The following is a 26383-nucleotide window of genomic DNA, read 5'->3' on the forward strand; positions in this document are numbered from 1 at the left end:
GGGGTCACCGGCCTCAGTAGCTGGACAGGACCGAGGGGCGCTCGGCGTAGGCGGGCATGGTGGAGACGCGCGGGTCGGGGCCCGAATTCGGCGTGTTCACGCGGACGTTCGCCGCGTTGGTGCGGACGAGGCCGTCGCTGCCGCCGTAGGCGCCCTTGGCGGCCCGCACCTTCTTCGCCAGCTCGTGCAGGGCGTCTTGAAGCGTCTTGGCCTCGGCCTCCCAGGCGGCGGCGTACGCGTTGAACGCAGGGCCGGAGTCGGCGCCGCCCAGCACTTCCTGGGGGTAGCAGAGGGTGGGGTTGACCGCCTGGGCGATCTTGCCGGCGTCGTCGCCGGAGCCGTCCAGTTCATGGGCCTGGTCGCCCAGGCCGGACTTCACCTGATAGCCGCCCGACGGCGTGGCCATCGCGTTCCCCCGTTCCCCGTTCCCGCCCCTGCCGATCGGTGCGCGCGAGCGCGGGATCCGGCCGGGGACGGTGAGTGATCACACCGGCGGGGAGGCTAGCACGCGGGGGTGCGGGGGCGGTCGGGGTGTGCGGAGGACGGGGTCTTCCTGCGCGAGGGCTTCACGGGGTGGGCACGGGGGCTGCACAGGGGACAGGGGTGGGCACGGGGGCTGCACAGGGGGGTTGGCCGGGGGCTGCACAGGGGTGGGCGCGGGCGCCGCACTGGAGTGGGTCTGGGGGCTGCACAGGGGGGTTGGCCGGGGGCTGCACAGGGGTGGGCGCGGGCGCCGCACTGGAGTGGGTCTGGGGGCTGCACAGGGATCAGTCCCGGGGCTGCACAGGGGGTCGGCACGGGGGGACGCACGGCCCCGTGCCTCAGTCCGCCAGGTCCGCGACGACCGCCGCGTGGTCCGACGGCCACACCCCGTCCACCGGGCCGTCCCCGGCCCGCCGTACGCCGAGGACCCGGCCGAGCCGGTCGGGGCCCGGTGGGGCGACGTGGACGTAGTCGACCCGGACGCTCGGCGAACCGCCCCGCGCCACGTACGGGTTGGCCCGGTCCCAGGTCGCGGACGGCGCGGCCGGGTCGGCGTACTCCCAGGCGTCGTGGAAAACCTGGCCGGGTACGGCGGGGGCGGTGCGGTAGCCGCCGAACAGCCGTATCTCGTCGGAGTCCGGCCAGGCGTTGAAGTCGCCGGTGACGACCGGCGGGAACGCGGTGCCCTCGCGGTGCCGGGCGACGAACCCGGCGAGCGCCGTGACCTGCCGGCAGCGGACGCTGGAGGCGTGCAGCGCGGAGGTGAGGTGGACGGTGAAGAACGGCACCTCGTGGCCGGGCGCGGCGAGGCGGGCGTACAGCGCGAGGCGGCCGTCGTCGAGGCCGGGCGGGGCGGGCAGCGGCAGCACGTCGTGGTCGCTGACGGGCCAGCGGCTCAGGACGGCGTTGCCGATCTGGACGGTGGCGGCGAGGGGTTCGTCGAGCCGCCGCTGCCAGGGGGCGGGGGCGGGGGAAGGCGCCCAGGTCCAGTGCAGGCCGAGTTCGCCGGCCAGCCACTCGGCGAGGTTCTCGCCGCCGTCCGCCCACACCTCCTGCAGGCCCACCACGTCGGGGCGTAGCTCCCGCAGCACCGCGAGGATCGCCTTGCGGCGCTCCTGCCACGGCCCGAAGCGCCACCACAGGTTCCACGTCACGACCCGCATTCCGGCCACCCGCCCCGCTCTCCGGAGGAACGCTCCCCGGGGGACCATTGAACCAACGGCCCCGCCGGTCCCCCAGTGCCGGCCGCGGCCCGACCGCCACTGTTCATCTGAAACGCCTCTCCCGAGGAGTCCGCCGCCGATGTCCCGCCGCTCCGATCTCCGCTTCCGTGCCGCCACCGCCTTCCAGCGCCGTGTCGGCAACCCCGTCCTGCGCCGGCTGCCGCTGCAGACGGTCCTGGAGACCACCGGCCGGGTCTCCGGCCTGCCCCGGCCGACGCCGGTGGGCGGCCGGCGGGTGGGCAACTCCTTCTGGCTGGTGTCGGAGTTCGGCGAGCGCTCCCAGTACGTCCGCAACATCAAGGCCGATCCGCGGGTACGGGTGCGGATCCGCGGCCGCTGGCACACCGGCACCGCCCATCTGCTGCCCGACGACGACCCGGTGGCCCGCCTGCGCTCGCTGCCCCGCTTCAACAGCATGGGCGTACGGGCCTTCGGGACGGACCTGCTGACGGTGCGGGTGGACCTGGACGGCTGACGACTGGGAAGCCCGCAGGGTTGGGCGTTGTTGTGCGGGTATGGGGAGGGCGTGTGGGGGCTTTGTGACCTCCCGTGCGTCCGGCTGTGATCGGCATCTCGCGCGGCTGACGGGCCCGCCGCCGACAGGGCAAACTGACAGGGTTGCTCAGGTTGTCTAGGGGGACGGCGATGGACGGAGTACCGCGAGTGCCGCAGCAGAGGCGTCCTGACTCCGGGGCAGGGGCGGACCCCGCGCTGCTGCGGTTCTCTGTGCTCGGCCCGGTGCGCGCCTGGAGTGGCGACGAACCGCTGCCGACCGGCTCCCCGCAGCAACGCGCGCTGCTGGCGGCCCTGCTGCTGCGTGAGGGCCGTACCGCGACGGCCGCCGAGCTGATCGACGCCCTGTGGGGGGAGGAGCCGCCGCAGCAGGCCCTCGCGGCGGTACGGACGTACGCGTCACGGCTGCGCAAGGCGCTGGGCGCCGGGGTCCTGGTGAGCGAGTCCGGCGGCTACGCGGTGCGCGGCCTCGGCGACGGCGCCCTGGACCTGGCGCGGGCGCAGGAGCTGGCCGCGGAGGCGGACAAGGCGCGGGCGGGCGGGGACCTGGGCCGGGCCCGGGAGCTGCTGGGCGGCGCGCTGGCGCTGTGGGACGGCGAGGCGCTGGCGGGGGTGCCGGGGCCGTACGCGGAGGCACAGCGGGTCCGCCTCGAGGAGTGGCGGCTGCAACTCCTCGAATCGCGGCTGGACATGGACCTGGAGCAGGGCTGCCACGCGGAGGCGGTGTCGGAGCTGACGGCGCTCACTGCGGCGCACCCGCTGCGCGAGCGGCTGCGGGAGCTGCTGATGCTGGCGCTGTACCGCAGCGGCCGGCAGGCGGAGGCGCTCGCGGTGTACGCGGACACGCGGCGGCTCCTCGCCGACGAGCTGGGCGTGGACCCGAGGCCGGGCCTCCAGGACCTCCAGGAGAGGATCCTGCGCGCGGACCCGGCCCTGGCGGAACCGTCCGCCCCCACGAAGGAACCGTCGGTGACGCGGGTCCGTCCGGCGCAACTCCCCGCCACGGTCCCCGACTTCACGGGCCGCTCCTCCTTCGTCCGCGAACTGAGCGAGATCCTCTCCTCGGCCGAGGGCAAGGTGATGGCGGTCTCGGCGCTGGCCGGCATCGGGGGCGTGGGCAAGACGACGCTCGCGGTCCACGTGGCGCACCAGGCCCGGTCGGCCTTCCCCGACGGCCAGTTGTACGTCGACCTGCAGGGCGCGGGCCCGCGCGCGGCGGAGCCGGAGACGGTCCTGGGCTCCTTCCTGCGCGCGCTCGGCACGGCGGACTCGGCGATCCCCGACACCCTGGAGGAACGCGCGGCGCTCTACCGCTCGGTCCTGGACGGCCGCCGGGTCCTCGTGCTGCTGGACAACGCGAAGGACGCGGCGCAGGTACGTCCGCTGCTGCCCGGGACGGAGGGCTGCGCGGCCCTGGTGACGTCCCGGGTGCGGATGGTCGACCTGGCGGGGGCGCACCTGGTCGACCTGGACGTGATGTCCCCGGACGAGGCGCTGGCGCTGTTCACGAAGATCGTCGGCGAGGAGCGGGTGGCGTCGGAACGGGAGGCGGCCCTGGACGTGGTCGCGGCCTGCGGCTTCCTGCCGCTGGCGATCCGCATCGCCGCGTCCCGCCTGGCCGGGCGCCGCACCTGGACGGTCTCCGTCCTCGCGGCCAAGCTCGCGGACGAGCGCCGGCGCCTGGACGAGCTGCAGGCGGGCGACCTGGCGGTGAAGGCCACCTTCGAACTCGGCTACGGCGCCCTGGACCCGGCCCAGGCCCGCGCCTTCCGCCTCCTCGGCCTGGCCGACGGCCCCGACATCTCCCTCGCCGCGGCGGCGGCCGTACTCGACCTCGACCCGGAGTCGACGGAGGACCTCCTGGAGTCCCTGGTCGACACGTCCCTCCTCGAATCGGCGGCCCCCGGCCGCTACCGCTTCCACGACCTGGTCCGCCTCTACGCGCGTGCGTGCGCGGAACGCGACGAGTGGCCCCCCGAGGAGAGGGGCGCGGCCCTGTCCCGCCTGCTGGACTTCTACCTGGCGACGGCGGCGGGGGTCTACGCGATCGAGCGGCCTGGGGACCGGACGGTCGAGCATCTGGAGAAGGGCGGACGGGAGGGCCGGACGTTCGCCGACGCGGCGGAGGCACTTGACTGGCTGCACGCCGAAGCCGACTGCCTGCTTGCCTGCGCTCAGCAATCCCTCCAGGGACCGACACTGCGCCGGGCGGTGGACCTGCTGCTGGCCGCGAAGGACCTCGCCGAGTCAGGTGTGAGCTCCCGCAGGTACGAAAGGGCCACCCTGGCCGCCTGTACGGCCGCCCATGCCGCGGGGGACGCGCACGCGGAGGGCCGGGCCCGTGTCACGCTGACGCAGGTGCTCAGCAACGCGGGCCGTTTCGAGCAGGCCGAGGCGGAGGCCCGTAAGGCGATCGCCCTCGCGGCGACCTCGCAGGACCCGTGGACCAGCAGCAACGCCCCCAATGAGCTGGGGATCATCGCGAACTGCACCAACCGCTATGCCGACGGCGAGATTCACCTGATGCAGGCGATCGAGGCCTTCCGGGCCGACGGCAACCGTCCCGGCGAGGCCAGCGCCCTGTGCAATCTGTCCCGGGTTCTCGCCCCCATGGGCCACTTGTCCCGCGCCGTGGAACTCGCACGCGAGGGGACGCGGATCTATGACGACCTGGGACTGACCGTCCGGCTGGCCAACGCGCGGTACGCCCTGGGCATCGTCCTGACGCAGTCCGGCCTGCTCAGCGAGGCGATGCGGGAACTCACCGAGGCCGTGCGGATCTTCGGGGAGAACCGGCAGCGGCTCTGGGAGGGGACCACCCACTTCCGGATCGCCCAGGTGCATCTCCTGGCGCACCGGCCGGCCCAGGCCGCACAGCACGCCGAACAGGCCCTGGCGACCGGCTGCATCGGCGGTGACTGGATGCGGGGTAACGCCCTCACGCTCCTGGGGAGGTCGCTGAACGCCCTCAACCAGCCCGATCGCGCGCGGGCTTGCTGGCGGGAGGCGCTCGCGATCTACGACGCGTCGGCGGCCCCGGAGGCTGAGGAGGTCCGCGCGCTGCTGGCGCCTCTTGCCGCGGCGTAGGACGCCTCCTGGTCGTTCATCGAACGTTTATGAGGGCCTGCCAGTCTCTGTCCATCGACCCGTCGCGTCGGGGGGCAGACGGATCGTCAGGGCCCTCATCGTTACAGTGAGCGCCCTGGAACGCCCGTTCGGCGACCCTCGGGGGAGTTGCCGAACGGGCGCTTCCACTAGACGAGCTTGGTATCCCTGGGAGTTTTGATCATGAGTGACGTTACGAAGGACGAGGCAGTGACCTCCGGCGGTCAGGGCCATGCCGTCGATGGCAAGGACAGCACCGACGCCATCACCACGATGGACAGCCACTCTCCGGCACCGCCGAGCGACGGCGCCGTCACCACGATGGACAGCCACTCGCCCGCACCGCCGAGCGACGGCACCGTCACCACGATGGACAGCCACTCTCCGGCCCCGCCCGCCCTGGACCTCGACGGCTCCAAGTAAGCCTCACCCAACGGGGATCGGCCGCGGCGGCGCGGAGGGGGAGCCGCCGCGGCCGAGGCGTTCACACTCGCGGGCAGAACACCGGGGGGCTCCCGGCCGGACTAGCCGTTCGAGCCGCCCCCGGCGTTGAGCTGCGAGGAGTTATCCACAGGCCCGAGCGGCGCTGAGGCTTCCTCCCTCACAGTTGTGCCGTGAAGCGTACGGACTTGAGCGCGCTCGCCGACGGGGGCCTGCTGCTCACCGCTCGGGCCCTGCAGGCCGGGTGGAGTCCGGCCACGCTCAGCCGGCAGTTGCGCCGCGAGGGATGGCTGCGGATCCGGCGCGGAGTCTGGGCCGAACCGGGCAGGCCAGTCGACCTCACGCCACGACTGCGGGCCACCCAGCTCCTCAACCCCCGACTCGTCGTGAGTCACGTCTCGGCAGCCCACCTCTGGCAGATCGAGACCCTTAACGCCCGTACCGCGGACCAGCAGCCCCTCGACTTCACCGACCCCGACCTCACCTTCCGGCAGAGCCTCGCCGACGCCCGCGTGCACCGGATCCCCCTCAGCCAGGACGAGGTCGTCACACGCCACGGCCTGCGCGTCACCGACGTACCCCGCACCCTCGCCGACCTTCTCCGGTCCGGGCCCAGAGACGACGCGCTCGTCGCGGTCGAGTCCGCGCTCGGCTTCCGACGGGCAGGCGGGCAACGGCGTCCCCCACTCGTCACCCTCGCCTCCCTCTCCCTCGCCCTGGAAGCACCGCTGCGGGGCGGGCGACGGGGGCGTACGTGGTTCGGGCTCGTCGACCGAACCTCTGGCTCACCGGCCGAGACGATCGCCCGCCTGCGCATGCTGGACGCGGAGCTACGGCCGGAGACACAGGCGGAGGTGCGGGGGCCGGACGGACGCCGGTACTACCTGGACTTCCTCTTCCGGGCCGAGGGACTGGCTGTGGAGGTGGAGGGCTACGCCTACCACGGCACCCGCGACGCCCACCGCCGGGACATCGCCCGCTACAACCAGATCGCGCGGTGCCCCGAGGTCAGGCGGCTGCTGCGCTTCACGGCCGAGGATGTGTTCCACCGGGGGGCGTGGGTGATCGAGGAGATCCGCGCGGCGTTGGCCGCCTAGTTGCCGTGGGGGCCGCCCGCTTCTCGGCCAGTGTCGTGCTTCCACGACCCGAGTCAAGGGCGCTCCACTCCGCTGCGCTGCGTTCCGCGTCGCCTACGGCGATCGGCCTACCGGCCGACCCTTGACACGGGTCGCGGAACCACGGGGAAGAAGCGAGCGAGCGGCCCGGAAAGCGGGTGGCCGAGCCACGTCGGGCCCCAACCGGCGCTGCCAGGTCACCGCCGGTTGGGGATGCGCGGTTCCGCCTCGCCAGCACGCCGGGCAGGCTTGGCGGCTGACGGCCGGTGGGGCAGGAGGGAGAGCAGCGCGGTCGCGCGTCGACGTACGTCAGGTGGTTTGGCGGCGAGCGGCCGGTGGGGCGGGTTCGGTTCGGGGGTGCTTCTGGGTGGGGCGGCGGAGTTGGGAGCGAACGTTGCAGATGGCCGCCCATCGCGGCGGGGGGCGGGCGAGCGGTATGAAAGGTTCGCTCCGAAAGTCCTCAATCCCCTCCATCCGCTGGATGTGCCTAGCGTGGGCCGGCTCCAACAGTTCCCCTCAGCTCTCCGGCTCTCCGGTCTTCGACTCTCCGGCTCTCCGGTCTTCGGCTCTCCGGCTCTCCGGCGCGCCCCATCCCACCCCACCCCCCCCCACAAGCCCTCCGCCGCCAAACGGCCCGGCGTGCTGGCGAGGCGCGGCCGCGTTTCCGCAACCGGCGGTGACTACGCAGCGCCGGTAGGGGTGGGCTCGCCTTGGCCACCCGCTTTCCGGGCCGCTCGCTCGCTTCTTCCCCGTGATTCCGCGGCCCGTGTCAAGGGTCGGCCGGTAGGCCGATCGCCGCAGGCGACGCGGAACGCAGCGCAAGCGGAGTGGAGCGCCCTTGACTCGGGTCGCGGAATCACGACACTGGCCGAGAAGCGGGCGGCCCCCACGGCAACTGACCGGCTCGCCCCAGCCGTTAGGGTGACCCGTATGGGTAGGAAGATCTTGGGCGTGGGGTTGGTGGTCGTCGGCGTTCTGGTGAGTGCCGGGTGTTCGTCGAGCGGGGGCGACCGTGACGCCAGGGGGAAGGGGGCCGCCTCTCCGGCCGCCTCCGTGTTGCCGCAGAAGTTGGCGAAGCCCGGCGGTGGCGCTCCCGTGTTGGAGGCCGATGCCTCTCCTGCCGCCGGTGCCGCCTTCTCCGAGCAGTTGGAGTACGAGCTGCGGGGGCGGACGCTGAAGATGGCCGGGGCTCCGGGGGCCACCACCGCCACCTGCCCCGACGGGCTGGAGTCCAGCAAGGGGACCACCACGACCTGTTCCGTCACCTATGACGGGCTCAAGGTGGAGTGGACCGTGCGGATCGGCGACAACGCCGCCTGGTCCGACCAGTACGTGCAGTACGAGGCGACCCCGAACTCCGGCATCCTCACCAGGGACGGCGTCGCCCGGCTGCTGTACGGCAACTACTCCACCATGGACTACGCCCTCTGCAATGACATTCCCGCCGCCGCCCTCGTACCGCTGAACACCGAGTCCAAGTACCGGTGCGAGATCGTGTTCCCGGGCAAGCAGCCCACCGGCTACGCCAGCCCCGTCCGCGCCACCGAGGCCGGACCCCGGGCCGCCTAGGAGTTCGCCGGCCGGGCCAGGTCGGGGACCTTGCAGCGGGTCACCTTCGTCGCGGCCTTGCCGCCGACGTACTCCTTGACCGTCACCGTCTCGTTCGCCGGGACGTCCACGTCGTCCGTCTCCGCGTCGAGCAGCCTGCCCTTCGCGTCCAGGAAGCTGATCGTGAGGTCGAAGGTGCCGTCCTGGTCGTTGGGGTTGTGCAACTGGACGGTGGCGTACGGGCGTTTCTTCGACGCGCAGCTCACCAGCGTGACGATCGCGTCCTGTTGGGGCATCCCGGTGGCGGTCGCGGTCGCGTCCGCGGGCGCTCCGGCCGCGTCGTCCCCGTAGGTGTCGTCGTATGTGTCGTCGTGGCTCGTGTCGTGGTCCTGGCTGGAGCTGCTGCAGCCGCCTCCCCCGCCGCTCCGGCTCTTGCTGCCCCGGCTCGTGCTCGACTTGCTCTTGCCGGTCTTGCCGGTCTTGCCGCTGCCGCCCGTGCTGCCGTGGCTGCCCGTGGAGAAGCCGGTGAGCGCCAGGACCACCAGGGCCGACACCGCCAGGAACCTGAAGTTGTGCCCCCATCTCTGCATGCCGCCACCTTAGGGCGGGCCGATCACGGGCCGGTCACCGCGTGGCGACCGGCCCGTACCGGGCGTAGCGTCTGGGGTGGGAGTGACGGACGAGGGCATCGTTCGCCCCCGTGCGCTCCCCTTGGACGACGGCCGCCGTCTGGATTCCCTTCCGTGCGCCCCATACGACGGCCGTCCCCCACCCGGGTGAGGGCGTCAGGCCGTGCGGGCCGTGCCCGTTCCCTTCTCCGCGTCGAGCGCGTACACGCAGCGGTCCTTGCTGCACGCGTACACCACGCCGTCCCGGACCACCGGCGAGCCGGTGATCTCGCCGCCGGTGGCCAGCTTCCAGCGCAGGCGGCCGTCGTCGGCCTTCAGGGTGTAGAGCAGGTGGTCGGTGGAGCCGAAGTGGATACGGCCCTCCGCCACCGCCGGTGCGCCCACGATGTCGCCGCCCGCCTGGAAGCGCCACTTCGGGGTGCCCGTGACGGCGTCCAGGGTGTAGAGGCCGCGGCCGCTGCCCACGTGGACGTGGCCGGCCGCGACGAGGACGGGTTCCACCGACGCCCTGGACTCGGTCGCGATGCGCCAGCGGTCGCGGCCGTCGGTGGCGTCGAGGGCGTAGACCGTGCCGAGGTAGTCGGCCAGGTAGACGCCGCCGCCGGTCACCGCGGGGCCGGGGACGAAGGCCGGCGGGGAGAGGAAGACCGCGGGGGCCTCGAAGTGCCAGCGGACCATGCCGCTCGCCACGTCGACGGCGAGGACGCGGGTGCCGGCGGCGACGTAGACGTAGCCGTCGGGGGCCTGGCTGACGCGGACCGGTACGCCGCCGCAGGAGGCCGCGTCGCCGATGGGGTACGACCAGCGCTCCTCGCCCGTGCGGGCGTCCAGGGCGCGCAGCCGGGCGTCCTGCCAGACGTACACCGTGCCCTCGTGCAGGGCCGGGCCCGCCTCGGGGGACTCGAAGTCGGTCTGGCAGCCGGTGATCTCCCACAGCTTCTGGCCGCTGGAGGCCTCCCAGGCCTGGACGCCGCCGCCACGGGTGCCGGTGACGACGGTGCCGCGGTCGGCCTTGAGGGAGTACACCCAGGCGTCGGTCTGCAGCCGCCACAGGTCGGTGCCCTCGCGGGCGTCCAGCGCGTACAGCGTGGGCCCGTCGGAGGCGTGGATACGGCCGTCCGCGACCGCCATCGACCAGGCGACGTCCCGGGTCTTGAAGCGGCGGCGGCCGGTGGCCACGTCCAGGGCGTGCACCTCGAAGGAGGTGACGTAGACCAGGTCGCCCGCGACGGCCGGGGTGCCCCAGACGTCGTTGGACATGCGGAAACGCCAGGGGCGCCAGCCGCTCTGCTGCGCTTCCGGGGCCGCGGGCGCCGGGCCGGGTACGGCGGGGTCGGCGACGCCCACGCCCGGGCGGGGCTTGGACCAGGAGGCGGCGAGGGCGGCCTCCGGCGCGGGCGCGCGGACGGCGGCGGCGCGTACGTCGGCGACGCGCGGGCCGGGTCCGATCGGCACGGCGGCGCCGGCGAGCCGGACCGGCCCGGTGTCGGGGGAGGCGGCCGGGGAGCCGGCCTGGGCGCCCACGGGCGCGGGTACGGCGGGCGCGTGCGACGGGGGCGGCGGGACCGCGGGTGCCGCGGCACCGGCGCCGCCTCCCGAGCCGCCCCGGCCCGCGCCGCGCGCCCCGGCCGCCGGCTGCTGGGCCGCCGTACGGCCGCCGCGGCGGGTCTCGATGAGGGCGACCGCCTTCTCCGGCAGCCACGCCGACGCCGTACCGCTGTCGTCGGAGCCGGAGCCGAACAGGTGGGGGGCGAGCTGGGCCTGGAGGTCGGCGGGGGTGGGGCGGGCGGCGGCCTCCATCTGCATGCAGGACTCGATCAGCGGGCGCAGTTCCTCGGGCAGGCCCTCCAGGTCGGGGCCCTCGCGCAGCAGCATGAAGACGGTCTCGACCGGATTGGCGCCGTGGAAGGGCGGGTGGCCGGTGGCCGCGAAGACGAGGGTGGAGCCGAGGGAGAAGACGTCGGAGGCGCCCGTCACGCTGCGGGAGTCCTTCGCCTGCTCGGGGGACATGTAGGCGGGGGTGCCGACGGCGACGTTCGTCATCGTCAAACGGGTGTTCGAGACGCCGGACGCGATACCGAAGTCGATCACCCGGGGGCCGTCCTCGACGACGAGGACGTTCGACGGCTTGAGGTCGCGGTGGACCAGTCCGGCGCCGTGGATGGACTGCAGCGCCTCGGCGACGCCCGCCGCCAGCCAGCGCACCGCCTGGGCCGGCAGCGGCCCGCACTCGTTCACTATCTCTTCGAGGGAGGGGGCGGGGACGTAGGCGGTGGCCAGCCAGGGCACGGCGGCGCGGGGATCGGCGTCGACCACGGCGGCCGTGTAGAAGCCGGAGACCGCGCGGGCCGCCTCCACCTCGCGGGTGAAGCGGACGCGGAAGAGCTGGTCCTCGGCCAGCTCGGTGCGGACCGTCTTGATCGCCACGCGCCGGCCGGACGCCGAGCGCGCGAGATAGACCAGCCCCATGCCGCCGGCGCCCAGCCGTCCCAGCACCTCGAACGGCCCGATCCTGCGCGGATCGTGCTGCGTCAGCTGATCCACCACTTGCCTGCCACCTCCCCGTACGAGCCGCGCCACCCACTTATGCACGCGGCCGAAGTGCAGCGTCTCACCACCGCACCGCCGTGGCGGCACGCACCCCGATTCTTCCTGGCCGGGGCGCCCGTTGCGAACCCGGTGACAAAGGGGGTGTCTCGCATTATTTCAGGACGGTTCCACCGGCTCGTTCACCGCTGCGCCCCGGCTCGTGCACCTCGGCTCAGCGTTGCAGCAGCGCGAACGACGCCCCCTGATTGTCCGTGACCACGGCGACCGTCCCGTACGACGCCTCGAAGGGCCCCGCCTGCACCCGCCCGCCGAGCCGCTGCACGGTGCCGAGGACGGCCTCGCAGTCCTCCACGCCGAAGTGGACGACGAAGTGCGGCGGCATCTCGGCGGGGAAGACGTCGGCGACCGGCGCCCGCCCGAAGTCGGGGTCGGCGTCCGGCCCGAAGAGGGCGTCGTGGAAGAGGTGGCCGTAGAAGGCGTTCACGGCGGCGGTGTCCCGGGCGTACAGCTCGGCCCAGGCGAAGGTGCCCGGCTCGTGGCGCCGGCCGAACCCGGGATGGGTGCCGGGCTGCCACAGGCCGAAGACGGCGCCCTCGGGGTCGGTGGCGAGGGCGGAGCCGCCGAGGCCGTCGCCGACCGGGAGCGGGGCGGTGACGATCTGCCCACCGGCGGCGAGGATGCGCCGGGAGGTGGCCTCCGCGTCCGGGGTGGAGAAGTACACCGTCCATACGGTGGGCAGGCGGCCGTCCGCCTTGTGCGCGAGCGCGGCGACCGGCTCGCCGTCGAGGCGGGCCCACACCGTGGAGCCGTACGCGTCCTCGTACGTCCATCCGAAGAGCTCACCGTAGAAACGTTTGCCCGCCTCCACGTCCGGCAGCTGTGCGTCCACCCAGCAGGGGACGCCCTCTCCGTACGCGGATGCCCTGTTTTCGGCCATAGCGCCAAAGTAACGGGCGCACCGACAGCCCGCAGACCAGGCACACCAGCCTCCGCGCCCCCGTGCACCCCATTTGCAGTCGGCCGAATCGCGCTCAGATCACCCGTCGGTAAGCTGACGGCATGACAGGACAAGTGCGTACCGTCGACGGCCGGGTGGCCGGCCGGCGTGGGCAGGCGACCCGGCAGAAGCTGCTCGACTGCCTCAGCGAGATGCTCAGCTCCTCCCCCTACCGGGACGTCAAAGTCATCGATGTCGCCCGGAAGGCGGGCACTTCCCCCGCGACCTTCTACCAGTACTTCCCGGACGTCGAAGGCGCCGTCCTGGAGATCGCCGAGCAAATGGCCACCGAGGGCGCCGGGTTGGCGGACCTGCTGGAGGGCCGGTCCTGGGCGGGCAAGGCCGGCTGGCAGACGGCGCAGGAACTGGTCGACGGCTTCCTGGAGTTCTACCGGAAGAACGACGCGATCCTGCGCGTGGTCGACCTCGGGGCCGCGGAGGGCGACAAGCGGTTCAACAAGATCCGCCTGAAGATCCTCAACTCCGTGACCACCTCCCTCGCGGAGTCGATCGGAGCCCTGCAGTCCAAGGGGCGCATCGACAAGGACGTGAACCCGGCGGCGATCGCCGGCGCGCTCGTCGCGATGCTCACGGCCGTCGCCTCGCACCAGAAGGGCTTCTCCACCTGGGGCGTGAAGCAGGCCGAACTCAAGCCGAACCTGGCCCTGTTGGTGCACCTCGGCGTGACGGGCAAGAAGCCGACGAGGTAGCCCCCTCTTCTCTTTCCCGCCCGCGGCCCTTCGCCCAGCGAAACCTTTCCTCAAGTCCTGTCAGGCCTTACGCCGGCAGCGGGCGGTCCTTCACCACGTGCTTCATCACCAGCGTCGAGGTCAGCCGCTGCACGCCCGGCAGGGTGGCGAGCCGCTCGTCGTACAGCCGCTGGTAGGCGGCGAGGTCGGCGGCGACGACCCGCAGCAGGTAGTCCGGCTCGCCGAACAGCCGCTGCGCCTCCACCACCTCCTCCACCTCGCTGAGCGCCCGCTCGAACCCGGCGACCGTCTCCCGGTCCTCCTGCCGCATCGAGACGAAGACCAGCGCCTCGAAGTTCAGGCCGACGGCCGTCGGGTCGACCAGTGCCCGGTAGCCGCTGATCGCGCCGGACCGCTCCAGCTCGCGCAGCCGCCGGTGGCACGGCGAGACGCTGAGGCGCACCCGCGCGGCCAGCTCGGTCACGGTCAGCCGCCCGTCCTGCTGCAGCTCGGCAAGGATTTTCCGGTCCACGTCGTCCATGGGGAAGATTCTCCCCCACCAGCGGGGCCTCGCGGAGAAACTTCGGCAACACTTTCGGCCGTATCGCGCCTAATCTCGCCGATATGCACTCGGGAACCCTCCTCTCCTTCCTCGCCGTGGACTTTCTGCTGGTCTGCGTGCCGGGCGCCGACTGGGCGTACGCGATCGCAGCGGGGCTGCGCGGCCGGTCGGTCACCGTGGCGGTGGCGGGCCTGGTCGCCGGGTACGCGCTGCACACGGTGCTGGCCGCGGCGGGCCTCGCCGTCCTGGTCGCCGGGTGCCCCGAGCTGCTCACCGCGCTGACGGTGGCGGGGGCGGCGTATCTGCTGTGGCTGGGGTGGGGCGTGCTGCGCCGGCCGGGTGTGCCCGGGGCGGGCGAGGCGCCCTCGGCGGACGGCCGCCGCGTCTTCGCGCGCGGCGCCGCGATCAGCGGCCTCAACCCGAAGGGCCTGCTGCTGTATCTGTCGGTCCTGCCGCAGTTCCTCACGCCGCACGGCGACCGGCTGCCGGTGCCGGTGCAGACGGCCACGCTCGGCCTGCTGCACATGGCGTGCTGCGCCGCCGTCTACCTCACGGTCGGCCTCCTCGCCCGCGTGGTCCTGTCCGCCCGTCCGGCCGCCGCCCGCGCGGTGACCCGGACGTCGGGGGCGGCGATGCTGGGGATCGGCGCGCTGCTGCTGGTGGAGCGGCTGGCGACGCTCTGACGGCCGTACGCGATACGGCAGTTGGCGGGCGCGGGGATGGTTCTGCGGCGCCGGGGCGTTGGACCAGGGTGGAAGGTAGGCGACGGAGAGGACGCAGGCATGCCCCTGACCCCCGAAGAGCGCGCGCTGTTCCTGGCCGAGCCGCACGTCGCGGCGCTCGCGGTCGACGCCGGAGCCGGACGGGCTCCGCTGACCGTGCCGATCTGGTACCAGTACGCGCCCGGCGAGGACGTATGGATCATGACCGGGCTGCACTCCCGCAAGTACGAGCTGATCAAGGCGGCGGGCCGGTTCTCGCTGATGGTGGACCGGCTGGAGCCGACGGTCCGGTACGTGTCCGTGGAGGGCCCCGTCGTCGCCGCCGAGCCGGCCACCGTCGAGCAGTTGAGGGAGCTGTCGGCCCGGTACCTGCCCGCCGACAAGGTCGACGGGTATGTCGACTTCTCCTGGAAGAACCACGGGGAGCAGGTCGTGGTGCGGATGCGGCCGGAGCGCTGGGTCTCCTCCGACCTGGGGCAGGTCTGACGCCGTAGCGCGGAGCGGCCGTGCCCCAGAATCGGGGGATGAGCACCGATCTTCATCAGCTGCTGCGGTCCCTGCGGGTGTGGGATCCCAAGGTGACGTCCCTGCCGGAGTTCGACCCGGGGGCGGCGCCCGCGGATCCGGTCGCGTTGTTCACCGAGTGGTTCGCCGACGCGGTGGCGGCCGGGCAGCCGGAGCCGCACACGATGTCGCTGGCCACCTCGGACGCGGAGGGCCGTCCGGACGTGCGGACGGTGATGCTGCACGGCGCGGACGCCGACGGCTGGGCCTTCGCCACGCACGCCGGCAGCCGCAAGGGCCGCCACCTCGCCGCCCGGCCGTACGCCGCGCTCGGCTTCTACTGGCCCGCGCTGGGGCGGCAGGTGCGGGTGCGGGGGCCGGTGGCCGTGGCGCCGGCCGACGAGGGGCGGGCCGATCTGCACGCCCGGTCGACCGGCGCGCTGGCCGCCGCGCTCACCGGACGCCAGAGCGAACCGCTCGGCTCGGTGGAGGAGTTGCGGCAGGCGTCGGAGGCGGCGTGGGAACGGGCCCGCCGGAAGCCGGACGCCGAGGCGGCGACCTGGACGCTGTACCGGGTACGGCCGGAGGAGGTCGAGTTCTTCCAGGGGGACGCGGCACGGCGGCACGTGCGGCTGACGTACCGCGCGGAGGGCACGGGCTGGACGAAGGGCCTGCTGTGGCCGTGATCCGGCGTCAGCCGGAGACCGGGTCCGGCGGGCCGTTCGGGTCCACCGGGTCCGCCGTGCCCACCGCGCCCATCGGGTCCGCCGTTTACACCGTGTCCACCGGGTCCGTCGCCAGCCGGGCGTGCAGGTGCGCGTCCCGGAAGGCGTCGCGCCGCCCCGCCTCGAAGATCGAGCCGCGCAGCGTCCCCTCGTAGCGGAACCCGCAGCGCTCGGCGACCTTGCAGGAGGCCTCGTGGCCGACGGCGTGGTCGAGCTCCAGCCGGTGCAGCCCGAGGTCGGTGAGCGCCCAGCGGGCGGTGAGGGCGAGGGCGCGGGTGGCGACGCCGCGGCCGCGGGCCTCGGGCAGCACCCAGTAGCCGACGCAGCCGGAGCGCAGGGCGCGGTCGATGCGGCTGACGCCGATGTGCCCGAGGGGCGTGCCGTTCACCGCGTCCTCGACGCAGTACGACACCCCGGTGCCGTTCCGTGCCGCCTCGGCCCGTTTCCGCAGGGCGGTGCGGGCGGCGTCCAGGTCGTCGACGGGGGTGATCGGGGTGTTCCAGCGGCGGAACTCGGGGTCGCTGTACCCGCGCAGGAAGGTCTCGGCGTCGGTGTCCCGTTCCGCGTCCCACGGGCGGAGCCGCAGGCCGTCTCCGTGGAGGTCGGGGAACGGGGTCGCGTGGGGTGCCGGAGCCTCGGTCATCCGGTCATTCAACACCAGCGCGCACAGCGGCTGTGAGCCTTCCATGAATCCCCAGAAATTGTTGACGATTTTGTTGGCGTCCGCCTACGTTCGCAAGCGCAGACCCCCGGAGAACCCCCGGAACCCCACGCAGGGAGAGGCGATCAACGTGCGGCACAGGGCAGTCAGGCGCAGGTCAGTGGTGATGGGCATAGGTGCGGGTGCCGGTGTGGCGGCGGTCGGCGGGGTCGCGGTGACCGCGCGGGCGTCGAGCGGCCCGGACTCCTCGACGCAGGGCACGACCGGTAGCGGATCCTCCCTCGCCTTCGACCCGGACGCCCACACGACGCTCACCACCTCGGTCACCGGCACCGACGGCACCACCCACTCGGTGACGTACCGCTTCTGGAAGGCGATCACCTATGTCGCCCGGCCGGTCGACGAGACGTACCAGAGCCTGAACGTCAGCGTCCCCGTCGAGATCGACGGCAGGGCGGTCGACGCGAGCGACGCGCCGATCCTGTTCGCCAACTCCGTCGGGGGCTACATGCCCTCCTCGGTCGCCGGCGCCACCGGCATCGGCGGCGGAGGCATGGGCGGCGGCGCGCCCGGCGGCGGCGCCCCCTCCGGCACCCCGTCCGCCTCCGCCGCCCCCTCCGCGCCCGGCGCCAACGGCAACACCAACGCCACCGGCGGCGCCCTGGCCACCAACCAGCTCCTCGCGCTGGCCGCCGGGTACGTGGTCGTCGAGCCCGGGGCGCGCGGCCGTACCCTCAAGGACTCCGCCGGGGAGTACTACGGCGTCGCCCCGGCCGCCATCGTCGACCTCAAGGCGGCGGTGCGGTACGTGAGGGCCAACCGGGGCCGCATCCCGGGGAACACCGACCGGATCGTGTCCGCCGGCACCAGCGCGGGCGGCGCGCTGTCCTCGCTGCTGGGCGCGTCCGGCGACAGTGCGCTGTACGAGCCGTACCTGAAGGAGCTGGGTGCCGCCGACGCCTCCGACGCCGTCTTCGCGGCCGGCGCCTGGTGCCCCATCACCGACTTGGAGCACGCCGACGGCGCCTACGAGTGGAACTGGGGCGGCAACGCCGTGCAGTCCACCGGCAAGACAGCCGACCGGACGGTGTCGCAGCAGCTGAAGGCCCAGTTCGCCGAGTACCAGGCGGGCCTGAGACTGCGCGGTCTGAACGGCTTCGGGCCGCTGACCGCCCGCAACTACGACGCCTACCTGCTCCGGCAGTACCTGGAGCCGTCGGCCACCGCCTACCTGGCCGGGCTGACCGACTCCGCCCGCGCGGCGTATCTCGCCGCCAACTCCTTCCTCACCTGGGACGGGAGGAAGGCGACGTTCACCTGGGACGGCTTCCTCGCCCACGTCGGCGCCCGGAAGAAGACCGCCCCGGCCTTCGACGCCTTCGACCTGTCGACCGGCGAGAACAACCTGTTCGGCGCCGGCACCACCGCGGCCCGCCACTTCACGGCGTACGGCGCGAGGAACGACACCACCGGCCTGAGCGGCAGGCGCGTCGCGAGCGACATCCCGGCGCTGCTGGACCTGATGAACCCGATGTACCACCTGCTGACGGAGCGCAACCCGCGCCGCTGCAAGCACTGGTGGATCCGTCTGGGCACGAAGGACACCGACACCTCGCTGACGGTCTCCGCCAACCTGGCCGCCGCAGCGGCCGGTCTCGGCGACGACGTGAACCACCTCTACTACTGGGACCAGGGGCACGGCGCGAACACCGACCCGGGCGACTTCATCGCCTGGATCGCCGAGGTGACGGGGTACCGGAAGCGGTAGCCGGCCGCGGGGGCGTGGCAGCGGCCGCGCCCCCATCCGTGACCGATCCGCAATCAATTCCGGTCTTGACCGAGACCCATCAAACTGATGGGTGATTACGCTCGCGCTCATGGCCGACTCCACACCGTCCGCGACCCCGGCACACCCCGCCGCGCAGCCCGCCGACCGCCCCGTCTACGTCATCGGCGGCGGGCCCGGCGGTCTCGCTGCCGCGTACGCCCTGCGGGCCCGGGGCCTGCGCGCCGTCGTGCTGGAGAAGTCCGACCGGGTGGGAGCGTCCTGGCGGCGCCACTACGACCGGCTGCACCTGCACACCACCCGCCGGCTCTCCGCGCTGCCCGGGCTGCCGATGCCGCGCCGCTTCGGCCGCTGGGTCTCCCGCGACGACGTCGTGCGCTACCTGGAGAAGTACGCCGAGCACCACGCGCTGGAGATCGTCACCGGCGTCGAGGTCTCCCGCGTCGACCGCCTGCCCGACGGCACCGGCTGGCTGCTGCACGCCTCCGGCGGCCGGGAGCTGACCGGCGCCGCCGTCATCGTCGCCACCGGCCACAACCACACGCCGCGCGTCCCGGACTGGCCCGGCCGCGCCGGCTTCACCGGCGAGTTCCTGCACGCCTCCGCCTACCGCAACGCCGGCCCGTACGCGGGCCGGGACGTCCTCGTCGTCGGCGTCGGCAACACCGGCGCGGAGATCGCCGTGGACCTGGTGGAGGGCGGCGCGGCGCGGGTGCGGCTCGCGGTGCGCACGGCGCCGCACATCGTGCGCCGCTCGACGGCCGGCTGGGCCGCCCAGTACACCGGCGTCCTGGTACGGCGGCTGCCGGTGCCGCTGGTCGACCGGCTGGCGAAGCCCCTGGCGCGGCTGAGCGTGCCCGACCTGTCCGCGCACGGGCTGCCCCGCCCGGACACCGGCCTGTACAGCCGGGTCACCGAGGGCGCGATCCCGGTGCAGGACGTGGGGCTGATCGACGCGGTGCGCAAGGGCCGGGTGGAGGTCGTGGCCGCCGTCGACTCCTTCGAGGAGGGCAAGGTCGTCCTCGCCGACGGCAGCCGGATCGAGCCGGACGCGGTCATCGCCGCGACCGGGTACGTCCGCGCGCTGGAGGACCTCGTCGGCCACCTGGATGTGCTCGACGAGCGCGGCAGACCCGTCGTGCACGGCGCCCGCTCCCCGCGGCAGGCGCCGGGCCTGTACTTCACCGGGTTCACCAACCCGATCAGCGGCATGTTCCGCGAGATGGCCCTGGACGCCGGGAAGATCGCGAAGGCGGTCGCCGCGCACGCCGACGGGCAGGTGTCGCGGCTGCCGTCCTGAGCGGCCGCCGACGGCCGGGTCAGGCGTCCCGGCGGAGGCTTGGCTCCCGGGTCAGGCCGCGGCCACCAGTGCCCGCGGCTGCCGCCGGATCACCAGCGCCATCAGCGCCGCCGCCGCGCACAGCGCGCCGGACGCGTACCAGACGACGTCGTACGCGCCGAAGGCGTCCCGGGCGACGCCGCCCAGCCAGGCCACGGCCGCCGCGCCGACCTGGTGGGAGGCGAGGACCCAGCCGAAGACGATCGCGCTGTCCTCGCCGTACTGCTCCCGGCACAGGGCCAGGGTCGGCGGGACGGTGGCGACCCAGTCGAGGCCGTAGAAGACGATGAAGAAGATCATCGGCGGGTGGACGCTGGGCGCGAGCAGCATCGGCAGGAACAGCAGGGAGACGCCGCGCAGGGCGTAGTAGACGGCGAGCAGGCGGCGCGGTTCGAAGCGGTCGGTGAACCAGCCGGAGGCGATCGTGCCGGCCACGTCGAACACGCCGATGACGGCGAGCAGCGAGGCGGCGGCGGTCACGGGCATGCCGTGGTCGTGCGCGGCGGGCACGAAGTGGGTCTGGATCAGGCCGTTGGTGGAGGCGCCGCAGATCGCGAAGGTGCCGGCCAGCAGCCAGAAGGGGCCGGTGCGCACGGCGGACAGCAGCACGCCGACGGCGCGGCGGGCGGCGCCGGGCACGGGGGCGGGCTTGGGCACGAACTGCCGTGCGCCGTACGGCGCGAGGCCCACGTCGGCCGGGTGGTCGTGCAGCAGCAGCCAGACGAACGGCACCACGGCGAGGGCGGCGAGCGCGACCGTGACGGCGGCGGGGCGCCAGTCGTGCTTCTCCACCAGCCAGGACAGCAGCGGCAGGAAGATCAGCTGGCCGGAGGCGGACGCGGCGGTGAGGATGCCGCTGACCAGGCCCCTGCGCTCGGTGAACCAGCGGTTGGTGACCGTCGCGGCGAAGGCCAGCGCCATCGAGCCGGAGCCGAGGCCCACGAGCACGCCCCAGCACAGCATCAGCTGCCAGGGCGCCGTCATCCACACGGTCAGGCCGGAGCCGAGCGCGATCACCGTCAGGGCGGCGGCGACGATACGGCGGATGCCGAACCGGTCCATCAGCGCGGCGGCGAACGGGGCGGTGAGGCCGTACAGCGCGAGGTTCACGGAGACGGCGGCGCCGATCGTGCCGCGTGACCAGCCGTACTCCTCGTGCAGCGGGTCGAAGAGCAGGCCGGGCAGCGAGCGGAAGGCCGCCGCGCCGATGATCGTGACGAAGGTGACCGCGGCGACGAACCACGCGCGGTGGACGCGTGTCCGCCGCTGCGGGGGGACGGCGGTGGCGGCTTCGGTTGTCTGAGTCACGTCATAGAGCTTCGGGCCCGCGCCCGAGGTGATCGAGTGGCCCGGAGGACAGCATTCGCTAGGATCGGGCCATCAGTCGGCCATCAGTCGGGCGAGAAGACCGGGGAGGAGAGCGGGATGAGCGAGGGCCGGGAGTTCCGCCCGCACCGGGTCGCCGTGCTGGCGCTGGACGGGCTGCTGCCGTTCGAGCTGGGCATCCCGCACCGGATCTTCGGCCGCCCCCGGGACGGGCTGCGGCGCCGACTGTACGACGTCGTCACCTGCTCGGTGCGCCCGCCGGGGCCGGTGCAGACGGACGCGGACTTCGCCATCGACGTCCAGCACGGCCCCGAGGTCCTGGCCACCGCCGACACGGTGATCGTCCCGGCGTCGTACGAGCTGGGCCCGGTCTACGACGACGGCGTGCTCACCGAGGAACTGGCCGCGGCGTTCGCGCTGATCCGGCCCGGCACCCGGCTCGCGTCGATCTGCACCGGCTCCTACGTCCTGGCCGCCGCCGGCGTCCTCGACGGCCGCCCCGCCACCACGCACTGGGCCGACGCCGACCGGTTCCAGCGGATGTTCCCGCGGGTCAGGGTGGATCCGGACGTGCTGTTCATCGACGACGGTGACGTGCTGACGTCGGCGGGCGTCGCGGCCGGTCTCGACCTGTGCCTGCACATGGTGCGCCGCGACCACGGCACCGCCGTCGCCAACGAGGTCGCCCGCCGTACGGTCGTACCGCCGTACCGTGACGGCGGGCAGGCGCAGTACATCGAACGCCCGGTGCCGGATCCGCAGCAGGCGACCACGACCGCCGCGCGGGCCTGGGCGCTCGGCCGGCTGCACGAGCCGATCCAGTTGCGGGACATGGCCGCCCAGGAGGCCATGTCCGTACGGACGTTCACCCGGCGCTTCCGCGAGGAGACCGGTGTCAGCCCCGGCCAGTGGCTCACCCAGCAGCGGGTCGAACGAGCCCGGCAGCTGCTGGAGTCGACCGACCTGTCCGTCGACCAGGTGGCCCGGCAGGCGGGGTTCGGTACGGCGCAGTCGATGCGGCAGCATCTGCAGGCGGCGCTCGGGGTGACCCCCACGGCGTACCGGCGTACGTTCCGTGCGGGCAGCGTGGTCTGACGTCCCGTCCTCCACAGCCTGTGGACAGCAGTGCGGCCGGCGGTGCGCGACTCCGCCCCGAGCACGGCACCGCGCACCGCCGACCGACTCCGGCGTACCCGCCCCGACTTCCCTTCGCCCCGAGCGCCCCGTGAAGGGAACCGACGCCGTCCGCGATCCGCACTCGCCGAGGGCCCGTCAGCGGGGCCCTCGCCGTCCCCTCGCGGCGAATCGCTGCCCACAAGCGTGATCAAACGGACACGTCACGTCAACAGGCGAAAGGAAAATTGTTACTTACGACCCATTTGTCGCGGGCGCGCACAGGAGCACACCACGGGCGCACAGCCCGGCCGGGGACGGCCGGAACAGCGCTTCCTGCGACCGTGCCCCACTGCGGGCGCCGGTCGCGACGGCGCGCGTCACACGCGGTGGGCGGGCGGGCCGCCGTCACACCGCTTCGTACGCCAGGCCCCCGTACAACGGCAGCGCGGTGCCGCAGGTCCGGGCGGACCGCGGCGGTGTGCAGCGGTCGAGTTCGCACCAGATGCGCTTGCCCGCGCCCTCGGGACTCCAGCCCCACCGGTCGGCGAGCCCGTCGACGAGGGCCAGTCCGCGTCCGCCGGTCGCGTCGCCGTCCACGCAGCGCGGCACCGGCGCGCGCCCGCTGAGGTCGGCGACCTCCAGCCGGACGGGGGCCGGTTCGGCGGCCGCGCCGGGCAGGGACAGCCGCAGCACGGCCGGACAGCCGGTGTGCACCACGGCGTTGGTGACCAGTTCGGACACGAGCAGGATCAGCGTCTCGGCCAGCGGGTCGTCGGCCGCTATGCCCGATCCGGCGAGCCGCGAACGGGCCCACCGCCGGGCCCGCCCCACTTCAGCGGGGTCGGGCCGGATCTCCAGCTGCACCTGTAGCACCTGCACCGCTCACACCATCCGAACCGGCGGACACATGGCCGCGCGCCACGCGAGCACCACGACGACGAGGGCCACGATCGTAGCCATCTTCTGCATGGCCAGGACAATGGCCGGAGCCTGGATCACGGAACGTGAAACCCTTGCAGGACAGCTTGGTTGACGTACAGTCACCCCAACAAGCGCTTCGGGCATATTCCAGCGCGAAGGAGTACCCGTGCGGCATACTGTGCGACGCTCTTCGCGGGGAGTCGAACAGGCAACACCGGCATGGCTCTTACCGGGAACCACTCGCATCTCACCCAAGGTACCCGAGGGCACCCCCGACTCCGGGCCGTGACGAGTCGCGGGAAGGACACAACCCGGTATCGACGCTCCGTGACAGCGGTATGCCACATTCCGCGACATCGCGAGGCCCCGCGGCCCGCGCTGAGTGCCGGTCGGGGAACGGCCTTTCGGGCCGGCCGTACCGTCGGCGCCGGCCCTTCGCCCTCACGCCGACAGCGGCGGCTCCTCCTCGGTGACCGCGTCGGTGAGATCGGGGTGCACATCGAACAAGCGGCGCACGCCGAGGGCCCCGAAGACCCGGTTGACGTGGGAGCCCTCCACCGAGCCGCCGTCCGGCAGCACCAGCCGCAGCCGGCCCCGGCACGAGCGCAGCAGACGGCGGGCGGCGATGAGCACGCCGATGCCGCTGGAGTCGCAGAAGTACACCTCGGACAGGTCGAGGACGAGGTCGTGCCGGCCCGCCGCGACCACGTCGTGCACCCGCTGCCGCAGCACCGGGGACGTCACCAGGTCCAGCTCTCCCGACACCTGGAGCACGGCCCACTCGCCGCGCTCGCCGTCGGTCACTTTGAACGTCACCACCACGCCCTTCGCTCACCAACCGGAAGCAGTCCCTACGCTTCCTTGCAGCGCGGCTGCCCACCGGCCGTTCCCCGAAACCCGGGACATAAAACCGCAGACGATCAACAAGGGGCTTGTTTCAGTCACCCTCGATCCTGTTCGATCGAGACAGGTCAGACGGAAATCAGTTCTGGTCGGAAGGTGAGGGGGTAGGCGGCCGCCAGGGGTGAAAACTCCGGAAGCGTCCCCATACCACCTCCGGCACAACTGGGGGCGCACATTGGCACAAAGGGGCGTGCGTTGTCAGACGTGCCGACTACATTCGAGGAGACGACGGGCGCAGGCTGGACCAGGGCGACGGGCACCGGGAGGGGGCCGAATGGCGAAGAAGGACGCACCGCCCCGCTGGGACCGCAAGATGCAGCAACGGCTCGCCCGCGGTGAGGCCGCCGCGCTCGGCGAGCTGTACGACCGCTTCGCCTCGCTCGTCTACAGCCTCGCCCACCGGGTCCTCGGCGACGACCGGGCCGCCGACGGCATCACCCGCGAGGTCTTCGCCCACGTCTGGGAGCACCCCGACACCTACGACCCGAAGACGGGCCCGCTGCGCACCTGGGTCGCCTCGCTGACCCACCGGCTCGCCGTGCAGCGGCTGCGCGCCACCGAGACCGCCGCGCTCGCCCAGGGCGGCCAGGGCTCCGCCGAGGAACTGGAGCGCAAGGTCCGCCACGCGGCCGTCGCCGCCCGCGCCGACTACATCGTCCAGGCCATGCCCGCCCCGCTGCGCGCCGCGCTGGAGTCGGCGTACTTCCAGCGCCGGGACTACCGGCAGACCGCCGTCGACCTCGGCGTCACCGAGGACGAGGCGCGCCGCCGCCTCCGCCTGGGCCTGCAGCTGCTGTCCACGGCGCACGACACCGCGACGCCGGGCGCGCCACCGGAGTACGGGGGTGCGGTGTGACCGAGCTGAACCACTTCGAGGAGCCGGAGGGCCCCGAGGAGGGCACGGAGGACGGGCCGGACGGCACACAGGGCCGCGAGCCCGGGGGGACGGCGTACGAGGTGCCGGAGCAGGGGGGCGACGACCGGGAGGGGGACGCCGGGCGTTACGGCGACGAGCGGGACGGCGACACCGGACATTACGGCGACGATCGCGGGGGCGATGGCCGTCACCACGGCGACGAGCGGGACAGCGACGGCCGTCACCGCGGCGACGACGGGGGCAGCGACGCCCATCAGCCCCGCGACGACCGGGACGGCGACGCCGGTCTCGGCAGCGGCGCAGGTCACTACGGCGGCGGCGACGATGACGGCGGCGCGGGGGACGGTGCGTCTCCGCTCCCGGACCGCGAGCCGCGGATACCGATGCCCCGGGCCTCCGTCGAGGACAGCGGGCGGCCGCTCCCGCCCCCGGCCGTCCCGGTGCCGCTGCGCCTGGAGCACGGCGTGCTGAAGTCGCTGCTGGGCGCGTGGGCGCTGGCGGCGTGCTCGGCGGAGGAGACCGCGGCCGTGGAGGAGCACCTCGGCTCCTGCGGCGCCTGCGCCGACGAGGCGCGCCGGCTGCGGGAGGCGGTGGGCCTGCTCCAGCGCCCGGAGAGCCTCGACCTCGACCCGGCGCTGCGCACCCGCGTCCTCCAGGGCTGCCTGGACCGGCGGCCGCCGCGCATCCCGGTGCCGGAGTGGGCGCGGGCGTACGACGCGGAGACGGCCCGCCTGGACGCGCTGCTGCAGGACTTCGGGGACGCCGAGTGGCACGCGCCCGTGCGGCTGCGCTGGTTCGCGGGCGAGGAGGCGACCAGCCGCCGTACGACCGTCGCCGGGGTCATCGCCCATCTGCTGGCCGTCGACGGACTCGTCGCGCTCGCGCTGGGCCTCGACGACCCGCTGGAGGGCGCCGGCGCCGAGGCCCGCACGCCCGGCGCGCGCACGGAGGCGTACTGGCGGGCCTCGCACTTCCCGCCCACGCGCACGGTGCGCGGGCCGTGGCGGGAGCAGAGCCACGCCATCGTGCGGACGGCCTCCTTCACCGGCAGCACGGCGGGCGGCATGGGCATCTCCTACGGCGACTTCGAACTGCCGTTGCGGGACGCGCTGCTGGACCGCGCCTTCGAGTGCTGGGTGCACGCCGAGGACATCGCCGAGGCCGTGGACTACCCGTACGACCCGCCGGCGCCCCGCCATCTGCGCGGCATGATCGACCTCGCCGCCCGGATGCTGCCCAAGGTGCTGGCCGCCCGCCGCCAGGCCGGCCTCGCCCGGCCCCGGCCGGCACCTGGTGGCCGCCGGTGAGCCGGGCCGCAGTCTGCGGCTGGAGATCGAGGGCCTGGGCGGCGGCGAGTGGTTCATCCCGCTCGACTCCCCCGCCGCGCTGGGCTCCGCCGACCACGAGGTCGCCCACATCGCCCTGGACGGCGTGGAGTTCTGCCGCCTGGCCGCGGGTCACGTGCCGCCGACGGAGGCGGCGGCGGGCCAGATGGGAGACAAGGAGGCGATCCGGGACGTGCTGTACGCGGCGGCGGCACTGAGCCGGATGTGAGGGGCGTCGCCTTCGAAGCGAAGGCAACTGCCCTAGGGCGTGTCCGCAAAGTCGCGTCGTCCGCCCGGAGGGCGGGCCGAGCGGCGTCCGGTGT

23 protein-coding genes and 1 pseudogene are annotated in these 26383 nt (G+C 73.6%); 14 read left to right on the top strand and 10 right to left on the bottom strand.

Going from position 1 to position 26383, the window contains the following annotated elements; all coding sequences use genetic code 11:
• Positions 1-13: 13 nt before the first annotated feature.
• Both IE308_RS27925 and IE308_RS27930 read right to left on the bottom strand, forming a co-directional pair.
• On the bottom strand, positions 14-406 hold the full coding sequence (locus IE308_RS27925; RefSeq protein ID WP_110628780.1) for a hypothetical protein: 393 nt from the start codon (positions 404-406) through the stop codon (positions 14-16).
• Between the two features lie 415 nt (positions 407-821).
• Positions 822-1646, bottom strand: a complete 825-nt coding sequence (locus IE308_RS27930; RefSeq protein WP_190220040.1) for an endonuclease/exonuclease/phosphatase family protein — start codon at positions 1644-1646, stop codon at positions 822-824.
• Positions 1647-1785: 139 nt separating this feature from the next.
• Here IE308_RS27930 and IE308_RS27935 point away from each other — a divergent pair, with 139 nt between their 5' ends.
• From IE308_RS27935 to IE308_RS27955, 5 genes are all read left to right on the top strand, one after another.
• Positions 1786-2181 carry a nitroreductase/quinone reductase family protein gene (locus IE308_RS27935; protein ID WP_190220041.1) on the top strand — a complete coding sequence of 132 codons (396 nt, stop codon included), beginning with the start codon at positions 1786-1788 and terminating at the stop codon, positions 2179-2181.
• Between the two features lie 170 nt (positions 2182-2351).
• Positions 2352-5306 (top strand): SARP-family global regulator AfsR, encoded by a 2955-nt coding sequence (gene afsR / locus IE308_RS27940; RefSeq protein WP_190220042.1) that lies wholly within the window; start codon positions 2352-2354, stop codon positions 5304-5306.
• A gap of 201 nt (positions 5307-5507) precedes the next feature.
• Entirely contained in the window at positions 5508-5747 is a 240-nt protein-coding gene (afsS, locus tag IE308_RS37505; RefSeq protein WP_373314605.1) for a regulatory protein AfsS, read from the top strand.
• Positions 5748-5938: 191 nt separating this feature from the next.
• Entirely contained in the window at positions 5939-6862 is a 924-nt protein-coding gene (locus IE308_RS27950; RefSeq protein WP_190220043.1) for a type IV toxin-antitoxin system AbiEi family antitoxin domain-containing protein, read from the top strand.
• 1113 nt (positions 6863-7975) lie between these two features.
• The gene (locus tag IE308_RS27955; RefSeq protein WP_229909185.1) at positions 7976-8449 is read left to right on the top strand and encodes a DUF4333 domain-containing protein; all 474 of its coding nucleotides are present in this window, start codon (positions 7976-7978) and stop codon (positions 8447-8449) included.
• On the opposite strand, the gene IE308_RS27960 is transcribed toward IE308_RS27955, so the two are convergent.
• The 3 genes from IE308_RS27960 to kbpA form a co-directional block, all read right to left on the bottom strand.
• A complete protein-coding gene (locus IE308_RS27960) occupies positions 8446-9018 on the bottom strand; it encodes a hypothetical protein (protein WP_190220045.1) in 573 nt (190 codons plus the stop codon). The genes IE308_RS27955 and IE308_RS27960 overlap by 4 nt on opposite strands.
• A gap of 195 nt (positions 9019-9213) precedes the next feature.
• A complete protein-coding gene (afsK, locus tag IE308_RS27965; RefSeq protein ID WP_190220046.1) occupies positions 9214-11604 on the bottom strand; it encodes a protein serine/threonine kinase AfsK in 2391 nt (796 codons plus the stop codon).
• Between the two features lie 214 nt (positions 11605-11818).
• Positions 11819-12544 (bottom strand): AfsK-binding protein KbpA, encoded by a 726-nt coding sequence (gene kbpA, locus IE308_RS27970; protein ID WP_110628789.1) that lies wholly within the window; start codon positions 12542-12544, stop codon positions 11819-11821.
• A gap of 134 nt (positions 12545-12678) precedes the next feature.
• Between kbpA and IE308_RS27975 the strand changes: the two genes are divergently transcribed.
• Complete coding sequence (locus IE308_RS27975) at positions 12679-13314, top strand: TetR family transcriptional regulator (RefSeq protein WP_110628790.1); 636 nt, start codon at positions 12679-12681, stop codon at positions 13312-13314.
• A gap of 67 nt (positions 13315-13381) precedes the next feature.
• Here the strand turns inward: IE308_RS27975 and IE308_RS27980 are convergent, their stop codons facing one another.
• Positions 13382-13834 (bottom strand): Lrp/AsnC family transcriptional regulator, encoded by a 453-nt coding sequence (locus tag IE308_RS27980; protein ID WP_110628791.1) that lies wholly within the window; start codon positions 13832-13834, stop codon positions 13382-13384.
• An 83-nt stretch (positions 13835-13917) separates the two neighbouring features.
• On the opposite strand from IE308_RS27980, the gene IE308_RS27985 reads away from it, so the two are divergent.
• The 3 genes from IE308_RS27985 to IE308_RS27995 all read left to right on the top strand — a co-directional run bounded on the left by IE308_RS27985 (position 13918) and on the right by IE308_RS27995 (position 15767).
• Positions 13918-14538 carry a LysE family translocator gene (locus IE308_RS27985; RefSeq protein WP_190220047.1) on the top strand — a complete coding sequence of 207 codons (621 nt, stop codon included), beginning with the start codon at positions 13918-13920 and terminating at the stop codon, positions 14536-14538.
• 99 nt (positions 14539-14637) lie between these two features.
• Positions 14638-15063, top strand: coding sequence for a pyridoxamine 5'-phosphate oxidase family protein (locus IE308_RS27990; RefSeq protein ID WP_110628793.1), 426 nt, complete (start codon positions 14638-14640; stop codon positions 15061-15063).
• Positions 15064-15101: 38 nt separating this feature from the next.
• The gene (locus tag IE308_RS27995; RefSeq protein WP_190220048.1) at positions 15102-15767 is read left to right on the top strand and encodes a pyridoxine/pyridoxamine 5'-phosphate oxidase; all 666 of its coding nucleotides are present in this window, start codon (positions 15102-15104) and stop codon (positions 15765-15767) included.
• 85 nt (positions 15768-15852) lie between these two features.
• Here IE308_RS27995 and IE308_RS28000 read toward each other — a convergent pair whose 3' ends face one another.
• On the bottom strand, positions 15853-16449 hold the full coding sequence (locus IE308_RS28000; RefSeq protein ID WP_190220049.1) for a GNAT family N-acetyltransferase: 597 nt from the start codon (positions 16447-16449) through the stop codon (positions 15853-15855).
• A gap of 184 nt (positions 16450-16633) precedes the next feature.
• Between IE308_RS28000 and IE308_RS28005 the strand changes: the two genes are divergently transcribed.
• Both IE308_RS28005 and IE308_RS28010 read left to right on the top strand, forming a co-directional pair.
• The gene (locus IE308_RS28005; protein WP_190220050.1) at positions 16634-18235 is read left to right on the top strand and encodes a subtype B tannase; all 1602 of its coding nucleotides are present in this window, start codon (positions 16634-16636) and stop codon (positions 18233-18235) included.
• A 109-nt stretch (positions 18236-18344) separates the two neighbouring features.
• Positions 18345-19553: a flavin-containing monooxygenase gene (locus IE308_RS28010; protein ID WP_190220051.1), complete on the top strand. Its 1209-nt coding sequence runs from the start codon at positions 18345-18347 to the stop codon at positions 19551-19553.
• Positions 19554-19604: 51 nt separating this feature from the next.
• On the opposite strand, the gene IE308_RS28015 is transcribed toward IE308_RS28010, so the two are convergent.
• Positions 19605-20900, bottom strand: coding sequence for an MFS transporter (locus IE308_RS28015; RefSeq protein ID WP_190220052.1), 1296 nt, complete (start codon positions 20898-20900; stop codon positions 19605-19607).
• Between the two features lie 117 nt (positions 20901-21017).
• On the opposite strand from IE308_RS28015, the gene IE308_RS28020 reads away from it, so the two are divergent.
• The gene (locus tag IE308_RS28020; RefSeq protein WP_190220053.1) at positions 21018-22013 is read left to right on the top strand and encodes a GlxA family transcriptional regulator; all 996 of its coding nucleotides are present in this window, start codon (positions 21018-21020) and stop codon (positions 22011-22013) included.
• 426 nt (positions 22014-22439) lie between these two features.
• On the opposite strand, the gene IE308_RS28025 is transcribed toward IE308_RS28020, so the two are convergent.
• Together IE308_RS28025 and IE308_RS28030 are read right to left on the bottom strand one after the other, a co-directional pair.
• The gene (locus IE308_RS28025) at positions 22440-22898 is read right to left on the bottom strand and encodes an ATP-binding protein (protein ID WP_190220213.1); all 459 of its coding nucleotides are present in this window, start codon (positions 22896-22898) and stop codon (positions 22440-22442) included.
• Between the two features lie 498 nt (positions 22899-23396).
• Positions 23397-23777: an STAS domain-containing protein gene (locus IE308_RS28030; protein WP_110628801.1), complete on the bottom strand. Its 381-nt coding sequence runs from the start codon at positions 23775-23777 to the stop codon at positions 23397-23399.
• 355 nt (positions 23778-24132) lie between these two features.
• Here IE308_RS28030 and IE308_RS28035 point away from each other — a divergent pair, with 355 nt between their 5' ends.
• On the top strand, positions 24133-24714 hold the full coding sequence (locus IE308_RS28035) for a sigma-70 family RNA polymerase sigma factor (protein ID WP_110628802.1): 582 nt from the start codon (positions 24133-24135) through the stop codon (positions 24712-24714).
• Positions 24711-26289, top strand: a pseudogene (locus IE308_RS28040) (zf-HC2 domain-containing protein). Before IE308_RS28035 ends, IE308_RS28040 begins: the two are co-directional and overlap by 4 nt.
• Positions 26290-26383: the final 94 nt, after the last annotated feature.

The sequence above is a fragment of the Streptomyces griseosporeus genome (genome assembly GCF_014656055.1).
Taxonomy (GTDB): domain Bacteria; phylum Actinomycetota; class Actinomycetes; order Streptomycetales; family Streptomycetaceae; genus Streptomyces; species Streptomyces griseosporeus.